The 9,140-nt window shown below is 66.5% G+C and carries 7 protein-coding genes and 1 pseudogene; 6 read left to right on the plus strand and 2 right to left on the minus strand.

What is annotated here, in order from left to right:
* The 5 genes from Q0U08_RS14050 to Q0U08_RS14070 all read left to right on the plus strand — a co-directional run.
* On the plus strand, window positions 1–816 hold an 816-nt coding region (locus tag Q0U08_RS14050), incomplete at its 5' end, for a glucokinase (RefSeq protein WP_298092018.1).
* Window positions 817–841: 25 nt separating this feature from the next.
* Window positions 842–1,447, plus strand: coding sequence for a bifunctional 4-hydroxy-2-oxoglutarate aldolase/2-dehydro-3-deoxy-phosphogluconate aldolase (gene eda, locus Q0U08_RS14055; protein ID WP_298092020.1), 606 nt, complete (start codon window positions 842–844; stop codon window positions 1,445–1,447).
* A gap of 546 nt (window positions 1,448–1,993) precedes the next feature.
* On the plus strand, window positions 1,994–3,244 hold the full coding sequence (locus Q0U08_RS14060; RefSeq protein ID WP_298092022.1) for a lipoprotein-releasing ABC transporter permease subunit: 1,251 nt from the start codon (window positions 1,994–1,996) through the stop codon (window positions 3,242–3,244).
* On the plus strand, window positions 3,237–3,911 hold the full coding sequence (locus Q0U08_RS14065; RefSeq protein ID WP_298092024.1) for an ABC transporter ATP-binding protein: 675 nt from the start codon (window positions 3,237–3,239) through the stop codon (window positions 3,909–3,911). The genes Q0U08_RS14060 and Q0U08_RS14065 overlap by 8 nt, the downstream gene beginning before the upstream one ends.
* Window positions 3,908–4,384, plus strand: coding sequence for a glutathione peroxidase (locus Q0U08_RS14070; protein WP_298092026.1), 477 nt, complete (start codon window positions 3,908–3,910; stop codon window positions 4,382–4,384). Before Q0U08_RS14065 ends, Q0U08_RS14070 begins: the two co-directional genes overlap by 4 nt.
* 135 nt (window positions 4,385–4,519) lie before the next feature.
* On the opposite strand, the gene Q0U08_RS14075 is transcribed toward Q0U08_RS14070, so the two are convergent.
* Complete coding sequence (locus tag Q0U08_RS14075; protein ID WP_298092028.1) at window positions 4,520–5,095, minus strand: HdeD family acid-resistance protein; 576 nt, start codon at window positions 5,093–5,095, stop codon at window positions 4,520–4,522.
* Window positions 5,096–5,189: 94 nt separating this feature from the next.
* On the opposite strand from Q0U08_RS14075, the gene dnaE reads away from it, so the two are divergent.
* A complete protein-coding gene (gene dnaE / locus Q0U08_RS14080; RefSeq protein WP_298092030.1) occupies window positions 5,190–8,681 on the plus strand; it encodes a DNA polymerase III subunit alpha in 3,492 nt (1,163 codons plus the stop codon).
* A 206-nt stretch (window positions 8,682–8,887) separates the two neighbouring features.
* Here dnaE and Q0U08_RS14085 read toward each other — a convergent pair.
* Window positions 8,888–9,140: pseudogene (locus Q0U08_RS14085) on the minus strand (radical SAM protein); the annotation flags it as partial.

Consider the following 9,140-nt stretch of genomic DNA (forward strand, 5'->3'; position numbering starts at 1 on the left):
CATGTCGGCCGCCCCCTGCCCAAGGCCGCCTCGCTCGCGATCGCGTCGCCGATCACCGGCGACGTGATCCGCCTGACCAACAACCCCTGGGTGATCCGCCCGTCACTGATCCCCGAGCGGCTGGGCGCCGATATCTACACCGTCATCAACGATTTCGGTGCGGTCGGCCATGCGGTCGCCCAGGTTTCGGACGAGCATTTCCTGCATCTGTGCGGGCCGGACGAGCCGCTGCCGGCGACCGGCATCACCACGGTATGCGGCCCCGGCACCGGCCTGGGCGTGGCGCAGGTGTTCAAGACCAACGGCTATTATCATGTGCTGGAAACCGAGGGCGGGCACATGGACTATTCGCCGCTGGACGCGATCGAGGACGCGTTCCTGCGCCGCCTGCGCCGCACCTTCACCCGCGTGTCGGCCGAGCGCATCTGCTCCGGCCCGGGCATCGTCGCGATCTACGAGACGCTGGCGGAGATGGAGGGGCGCGCTGTGCCCAGCCGCGACGACAAGGCGATCTGGACCGAGGCGCTGGAGGGTACCGATTCGATCGCGCTGGCCGCGCTCGACCGTTTCTGCCTGGCGCTCGGCGCGGTCGCGGGCGACTTCGCGCTGGTGCAGGGCGCCAAGGGCGTGGTGATCGCGGGCGGCCTGGGTTTCCGGATCAAGGACAAGCTGATCCGCTCCGGCTTCGACCAGCGATTCGTCGCCAAGGGCCGTTTCCAGTCGATGATGGCGAAACTGCCCGTCAAGCTCATCACCCATCCGCAGCCGGGGCTGTTCGGCGCCGCCGCAGCGTTCGCGCAGCAGCACACCGCCTGATTCCGATCCACGGGGAACCGATCCAATGACCGATATCGCCACCATCATGCAGACCAGCGCCGTCATCCCGGTGCTGGTGATCGAGGACGCCGCCACCGCCAGGCCGCTGGCCGAGGCGCTGGTCGCCGGGGGGCTGCGCGTGCTGGAAGTGACGCTGCGTACGCCGGCCGCGCTGGAGGCTATGGCCGAGATGAAGAAGGTGCCCGGCGCGATCGTCGGTGCGGGCACCGTCGTCAACGAGCAGCAGTTGCGCGATGTCGCCGATGCCGGGGCCGAATTCATCGTGTCGCCGGGCCTGACCGACCGGTTGGGGCGGGCGGTGATCGACAGCGGCATCGCCTATCTGCCCGGCATCGCGACTGCGGGCGATATCATGCGCGGGCTGGACCTGGGGCTGACCCATTTCAAGTTCTTCCCGGCCGAGACCAGCGGTGGGCTGAAGGCGCTGAAGGCGTTGGCCGCGCCCTTCTACCAGGCGCGCTTCTGCCCGACGGGCGGGATCACCGAGGCGTCGGCGCCGGACTGGCTGGCGTTCAAGCCGGTGCTGTGCGTGGGCGGTAGCTGGGTAACCGGCGGATCGATGGCGGACGTCGAGGCGCGGGCACGGGCGGCTTCGGCTTTGCGGGGGTAGGCTCGCTAATCCCTCTCCCCGGAGGGGAGAGGGTTGGTTTGCGCGCCGCATGCAAAATCAACGGTCAGCCACCTGTCGTTCATCTTTGCGGGGCTAGGAAATAATTCCCGTCCAGGGCGCCGGAGTCGGCGGTGGGAACGGCAGTCTGGAAGCTCCCCGTGTCCCATGTCGGCTTCGGCGGCATCTTCGGGGATACAGTGTCGCTCGAAAGTGGTTCTGCTGCACGGCGTGTTGCCGAAAAGCAAACGCCCGGACCGTTGCCGATCCGGGCGCCTGCGTGACGATCGCTCGTCAGCCCCCTTGTCCCGCTCTCGCTCCAGCCCCTTGAAAGGCGGGCGGAAGAGCATTCCCCGAACCACGGCCGTTGCCTGTGTCTCAAGTGAATTCTTGCTAGGTAAGCCACGGGCTTTTGTCACGTGTCAACAAGCCGACATTGCACGATTGGCGGGGTGCTGTGACTTGCGCGCAACATCGCGCGCCATTGCCAGCCCGACGGGTGCCGCCTAGAGCCGATACCATGCTTTCCAAGGATCGATCGACCTGCCCATGATCCTCTCTCGCTATGAACGGATGATCGCCCGGCGCTACCTGCTGCCGGGCAAGGGGGAAGCCTTCATCTTCCTGGTCGCGTCGATCAGCCTGGTGGCGGTGATGCTGGGCGTTGCCGCCCTCGTCATCGTGATGAGCGTGATGAACGGCTTCCGCGCCGAACTGTTCGACAAGATCGTCGGGCTGAACGGCCATGCGGTGGTGCAGGGGATCGGCGGGCGCCTGCCCGACTGGCAGGACATCGTGCGCGAGGCGAAGGCGACACCGGGCGTGACCAGCGCGGTGCCGCTGATCGAGCAGCCGCTGATGTCCAGCTATAACGGCCGGGTCGAGGCGGTGCTGGTGCGCGGCATGCGCGTCGCCGACATTCGCGGCAACAGTGCGATCGGATCGAAGATCGTGATGGGCAATCTGGCCAGCGTCACGCCGGGCAGCAACCGGATCGCGATCGGCAGCCGGCTGGCCGAGGCGCTGGGTGCGACGGTGGGATCGGACATCTCGCTGATCAGTCCGCAGGGGCAGACGACGCCGTTCGGCACGGTGCCGCGCATCGTCAGCTACAAAGTCGGCGCAATCTTTGAGATCGGGGTGTACGACTATGACAAGGCCTATGTCATCATGCCGATCGAGGATGCGCAGACCCTGCTGCTGATGGGCGACGCGGTGGGCATGATCGAGTTGCAGACAGTGAATGCCGACAAGGTCGGGCAGATATTGGCGCCGCTGGCCGACAAGATGGGCGGGCGCGCGGTGATCGCCGACTGGCGGACGATGAACGCGCAACTGTTCGAGGCGCTGGCGGTGGAACGCGTGGCGATGTTCACCGTGCTGTCGATCATCATCCTGGTCGCGGTGTTCAACATCCTGTCGTCGCTGATCATGCTGGTACGCGCCAAGACGCGCGACATCGCGATCCTGCGGACGATGGGCGCGACGCGCGGCGGTCTGATGCGGATCTTCATGGTGGTGGGCACGACGATCGGCGCGCTGGGTACGGTGGCGGGCCTGATCCTGGGGGCGATCTTCCTGTTCTACCGGCAGGGCGTGGTGAACTTCGTGCAACTCGTCACCGGGCAGAACCTCTGGGATCCGTCGATCCGCTATCTGACCGAATTGCCATCGAAGACCGATCCCGTCGAGGTGATCGTGATCGCGACGATGGCGCTGGTCTTCTCCTTCCTCGCCACGCTCTATCCGGCCTGGAAGGCGGCGAGCACGGACCCGGTACAGGTGCTTCGTTATGAATGAGCCCGTTCTCCAGACCACCAATCTGGCGCGCAGTTTCACGCAAGGCGGGCAGACGATCGACGTGCTGCGCGGCGTGAACCTGTCGATCGCACCGGGCGAGATCGTCGCGCTGCTGGGGCCGTCCGGATCGGGCAAGTCGACGCTGTTGCAGGCGGTCGGCCTGCTGGAAGGCGGCTTTTCCGGATCGATCCGCATTGCGGGCGAGGAAGTGGCCAGGCTGGACGCGCATGGCCGCACGATCACGCGGCGCGACCGGCTGGGGTTCGTCTATCAGTTTCATCATTTGCTGCCCGATTTCAACGCGATCGAGAATGTCGTGTTGCCGCAGCTAGTGCATGGGGCGGAGACGGTGCCGGCGCAGGAGCGGGCGACGGCGTTGCTGACGGCGCTGGGGCTGGGGCACCGGCTGACGCACCGGCCGAGCCAGTTGTCTGGGGGCGAGCAGCAGCGTGTGGCGGTGGCGCGGGCGCTGGCCAATCGCCCGGCGCTGGTGCTGGCGGACGAGCCGACCGGCAATCTGGACGAGCATACCTCGCAAGTCGTGCTTGCCGAGTTCCTGCGGCTGGTGCGGGGCGAGGGTTCGGCGGCGCTGGTGGCGACGCATAACGAACGGCTGGCGCTGAAGATGGACCGGGTGGTCCGTTTGCACGAGGGGACGTTGGAATGAGCGTGACCGACCTGTCCGTGAAGGCGCCAGGTGGCGCGATGGTGCCGCTGGCCGATTATGCCGGCCGGGTGCTGCTGATCGTCAATACCGCGTCCAAATGCGGGTTCACGCCGCAATATGAGGGTCTGGAGGCTTTGCACCGGCGTTTTGGGCCGCGCGGTTTTTCGGTGCTGGCCTTCCCGTGCAACCAGTTTGGTGCGCAGGAGCCGGGGGATGCGGCGGAGATCGCGAACTTCTGTTCGACCAGCTACGACGTGACATTTCCCATCTTCGCCAAGGTAGAGGTGAACGGGACGGATGCCGATCCGCTGTTTGCGCTGCTGAAAGACGAAGCGCCGGGCGTGCTGGGGTCGAAGGCGGTCAAATGGAACTTCACGAAGTTCCTGGTCGATCGCGAGGGGCGGACGGTGCGCCGTTATGCGCCGACGACCAAGCCTGAGGAATTGGTGGGGAATATCGAGGGGTTGTTGTAACCTTCAGGCCCTCTCTCCTTCGCGCAGATGGTTGGGTGAGAGGGCGTCACGCAGTGTTGCGCTGCTTGGCGGCCCTCACCCTCCCACCGCTTTGCGGCGGGCCCCTCCCTCTCCCCGTGGGGGAGAGGGGCGATCCTACAGCGCGAAGGCGTCCGCGCCTTTCTTGTGGTTCAGGGCCGACACGATCGCGGTGATGCCGCCGAACAGGAAGCTGAGGCCGAGAATATAGCCGGGCAGCGTCAATGCGCTCCATGGCAGCGTCGCCAGCACCACCAGCGCCAGCACGATGTTGAGCGCCCCCAGCGCGAACATGGCACCGCGGCCGCGCCGCATGCGGCGACCCCAGACGACCTCCAATATGCCGCGCAGGCCCAGCCAGACGGCGACGAGGAGGGTCAGCGACAGCGCACCCGTCACCGGCTCGAACGCCATGATGAGGCCAATGAACAGCGACAACAGGCCGAAGCCGATCGCATAGCCGCGCCCTTCATGACCCTGACCGAAAATGCCGGCACCGATCGACACGATGCCGGCCGCGATGAAACATGCGCCGATCACCAGGGTGGCGGCGAGCGTCGCGGAGAAAGGCCAGACAAAGGCTGCAACGCCGATCACGGCCGAAAGCACGCCATAGCCCAATATCCAGCCCCAGCCGGAGCCCACCCGGGGCGTACCGATGGGCATCTGCGGATCCTGGGGGGCATCGGTCATGCGGGCATTCTTCCTGTCGTTCACGATTGCAACGGGTCGCTGCGACAGGGGTTCCGTGCTGGTCGAATCATGCGGGTGCGGCTATGGGGATGCGATGCATTCCGGCTATGTACCGCTCCGCATCTTTTCCTCCTTCACGATGCTGGACGGGGCGATGGACCCCAAGGCGATCGCCGCGCAGGCCAAGACGCAGGGGTTTCCTGCGGCCGGGCTGACCGATCGCAACGGCCTGTATGCCGCGATGGCGTTTTCGGACGCGGCGAAGAAGGCGGGCGTGCAGCCGGTGGTCGGCACGATGCTGGGTCTTGCGCGCCCGGACATGCCCGAAGGCGTGCCGCCGGTGCTCGACTGGATCGCGCTGTATGCGCAGAATGAGCGCGGCTACGACAATCTGTGCGCGCTGGTCTCGGCCGCGCATCTGGAGCGGCCGATCGAGCTGCCCGCGCATGTCTGCTTCGACACGCTGGCGCGGCACTGCGACGGACTGGTCGCGCTGACCGCGGGCGGCGAGGGGGGGCTTGCCCGCCTGTTTGCGGAGGATCAGCCGGCGCGGGCAGGCGCCTATGCGGACCGGTTGCAGGCGCTGTTCGGTGATCGGCTGTTCGTGGAATTGTGTCGCCGCGAAGACCCGGTCGAGATGGCCGCCGAGCAGGCGCTGATCGACCTGGCCTATGACCGGAACCTGCCGCTGGTCGCGACCAATCCGTGCTGTTTCACCGATTCCGCGTTCGGCGACGCGCATGACGCGATGCTGTGCATTGCGAACTCCACCTATGTGGAGAGCGAGGATCGGCCGCGTAGCTGTCCCGAGGCATGGCTGAAGCCGGCGGCGCAGATGAAGGCGCTGTTCGCCGATCTGCCGGAAGCGATCGACAACACGCTGATCGTGGCGCAGCGCTGCGCGGTGATGGCGCCGTGGCGCAAGCCCATCCTGCCCAGCCTTGCCGGCGACCGGGACGGCGAGGCGGAGATGCTGCGCCGCGATGCGCGCGCCGGACTGGAAGCGCGGCTGGACCGCATCGCCGAACTGGAGGGAGAAGGCGAGGCCGGCTGGCGCGAGGCGTATCACGAGCGCCTGACCTTCGAGGTCGACATCATCATCCAGATGGGCTTTCCCGGATACTTCCTGATCGTCGCCGACTTCATCAAATGGGCGAAGGATCATGACATTCCGGTGGGGCCGGGGCGTGGTTCGGGTGCGGGATCGGTCGTCGCCTGGGCGCTGACCATCACCGATCTCGACCCGCTGAAGCTGGGGCTGCTGTTCGAGCGCTTCCTGAACCCGGAACGCGTGTCGATGCCCGATTTCGACATCGACTTCTGCGAAACGCGGCGCGGCGAGGTGATCCGCTATGTGCAGGAGAAATACGGCCGCGATCAGGTGGCACAGATCATCACCTTCGGTAAGCTGAAGGCGCGCGCCGTGCTGAAGGACACGGGCCGGGTGCTGCAGATGAGCTATGGCCAGGTCGATCGCCTCGCCAAGCTGGTGCCCAATCACCCGACCGATCCGTGGGATCTGAAGCGCGCGCTGAACGGCGTGCCCGAACTGGCCAGGGAATATGCCAACGACAACCAGGTCCGGCGCCTGCTGGATCTGGCGACCAAGCTGGAGGGCCTGCCGCGCCACTCGTCCACGCACGCCGCCGGCGTGGTGATCGGCGACCGGCCGCTGGCGCAACTGGTGCCGCTGTACCGCGATCCGCGCTCCGACATGCCCGTCACGCAGTTCGACATGAAATATGTCGAGGGCGCGGGCCTGGTTAAGTTCGACTTCCTCGGCCTGAAGACGCTGTCCGTGCTGCAAAAGGCGGTGAAGCTGCTGAACAAGCGCGGGGTGGAGATCGATCTGGCGGCGCTGCCCTGGGACGATGAAGCGACCTACGGACTGCTCCAGAAGGGCGACACGGTGGGCGTGTTCCAGCTTGAATCGGAAGGCATGCGCCGGACGCTGTCGGCGGTGCGGCCGACCAATTTCGGCGACATCATCGCGCTCGTCTCGCTCTATCGCCCGGGTCCGATGGACAACATCCCCTCGTTCGGGCGGCGCAAGCAGGGCACGGAAGAGATCGTCTATCCGCACGCGCTGCTCGAGCCGATCCTGGCCGAAACCTACGGGATCTTCGTGTACCAGGAACAGGTGATGCAGGCCGCGCAGATCCTGGCGGGCTATTCGCTGGGCGGCGCCGACCTGCTGCGCCGCGCGATGGGCAAGAAGATCAAGGCGGAAATGGACGCGCAGCGCGCGACCTTTGTCGAGGGATGCCTGAGCGCGAACGGCATTCCCAAGGCCAAGGCGAACGAGCTGTTCGACTTGATCGACAAGTTCGCGGGATACGGCTTCAACAAGTCGCACGCCGCTGCCTATGCGCTGCTGGCGTATCAGACGGCGTGGCTGAAGGCGCATTATCCGCACGAATTCTACGCCGCGTCGATGTGCTACGACATGGCGCTGACCGACAAGCTGGCGATCTTCGTCGACGATGCGCGGCGGATGGGTGTGACGATGCTGCCGCCGTGCATCCATGCCAGCCAGGCCGAGTTCGACGTCGAGGTGCATGGTGACGGTTTCGCCGTGCGCTATGCACTGGGCGCCCTGAAATCGGTCGGCGAGGGGGCGATGGAGAAGCTGGTCGCCGAGCGCACGACCGGCGGTGCCTTTACGACACTGGATGCGCTGGCGACGCGTGTCGATCCGCGGCTGATCAACAAGCGGCAACTGGAGACGCTGGCGGCGGCGGGTGCGTTCGACGGAGTGGAAGCGAACCGGGCAGGTGTACACGGCGTGGCCGAGACGATCCTGGCGATCGCGGCGCGGACTCATGCCGGGCGCACGAGCGGGCAGGGCGGCCTGTTCGGCGACGGGCCGCAGGCGGGTGATGCGATCAAGCTGCCCGCGAATGCGCGGTGGAGCCTTGCGGAAAGGATGGAGCAGGAAAAGGAGGCGTTCGGCTTCTACTTCTCCGCCCATCCGGTCGACCGACATGCGCATATCGCCAGGATGCACGGCGCGCGGAGCTATACCGCGCTGTCCGAACTGGTGATCCCGGACGATGGCACGCGTGCGGGTGCGACGATGGCGCTGCTGATCGAGGATGCGCGTTGGCGGACATCGGCCCGCGGCAAGCGCTACATGATGGCGCAGGTGTCCGATGCGACGGGGCAGTTCCTGGCGACCTGCTTCGACGATGCGGTGGCCAAGGATCTGGAGGATGCGGCGCGCGTCGGCGGGTGCGGGCTGGTGACGGTGGAACTGGATCGCCGGCCGGGCGAGGAGGCGCCGCGGGTCAGCATCAAGCGCATCCAGCCGTTCGAAAATCTGGCGTCGCAGGCGCGGTTCGTGCTGGAGGTCGCGATCCGCGATGCGGCGGCGTTCCGGCCGCTGGCGGCCCTGCTGGCCGAGCATCGCGGTGCCAAGGGCGAGGTGCGCGCAAAGCTGGCGCTACCCGAAGGTGGCGAGGCAATGGTGATGCTGGGGCGCGACTTCCTGCTGGATGCGGAACTGGCCGAGCATATCGAGACGTTGCCGGGCGTGACGGGCGTGGAGATGAAGAACTCCGACGCGCGACTGGCGCTGGTGGGATAAGGTGTCGAAGCCCTCTCCCCGATGGGAAGAGGGCTTTGGCAAGATTAGCGGCTTTCGCCTTCGGGTTCTTCGGCGTTGTTGCCGTAGCCGGCGCCGGACTCCTGCTCGGCGGGGGCGTCGTCCTGCTGCGGTTCCTGTTCGGGGTCGATCATCGTCCGTCTCCTTCGCGGGCTCAACGGTCGGTGGGGCGGGGCGATCCTTGGGCGTCAGAACAACTCGCCCTGGGGGCCGGCCGGTTTGCGGAACAGGTCGGTGCGCAGGGCGATGCGCGCGCGGTTGAGACCGTGGCGGCGGCAGGCGATGTGGAAGCGGGTGCGCAGCAGATCGGCCCAGGGTCCGCTGCCCTTCATGCGATTGAAGAAGTCCGGATCATTGTCACGGCCGCCGCGCATCGCCTGGATCGTCGCCATCACCTTGCTCGCACGGTCGGGGAAATGTTCGTCGAGCCAGGCGCGGAAG

This window comes from uncultured Sphingomonas sp. (assembly GCF_946477935.1).
Lineage (GTDB): Bacteria > Pseudomonadota > Alphaproteobacteria > Sphingomonadales > Sphingomonadaceae > Sphingomonas.

Excerpts from the sequence above, each read along its gene's own strand:
- eda (WP_298092020.1), top strand. The coding sequence starts at position 842 with ATGACCGATATCGCCACCATCATGCAGACCAGCGCCGTCATCCCGGTG.
- Q0U08_RS14060 (WP_298092022.1), top strand. The coding sequence starts at position 1,994 with ATGATCCTCTCTCGCTATGAACGGATGATCGCCCGGCGCTACCTGCTG.
- Q0U08_RS14065 (WP_298092024.1), top strand. The coding sequence starts at position 3,237 with ATGAATGAGCCCGTTCTCCAGACCACCAATCTGGCGCGCAGTTTCACG.
- Q0U08_RS14070 (WP_298092026.1), top strand. The coding sequence starts at position 3,908 with ATGAGCGTGACCGACCTGTCCGTGAAGGCGCCAGGTGGCGCGATGGTG.
- Q0U08_RS14075 (WP_298092028.1), bottom strand. The coding sequence starts at position 5,095 with ATGACCGATGCCCCCCAGGATCCGCAGATGCCCATCGGTACGCCCCGG.
- dnaE (WP_298092030.1), top strand. The coding sequence starts at position 5,190 with ATGCATTCCGGCTATGTACCGCTCCGCATCTTTTCCTCCTTCACGATG.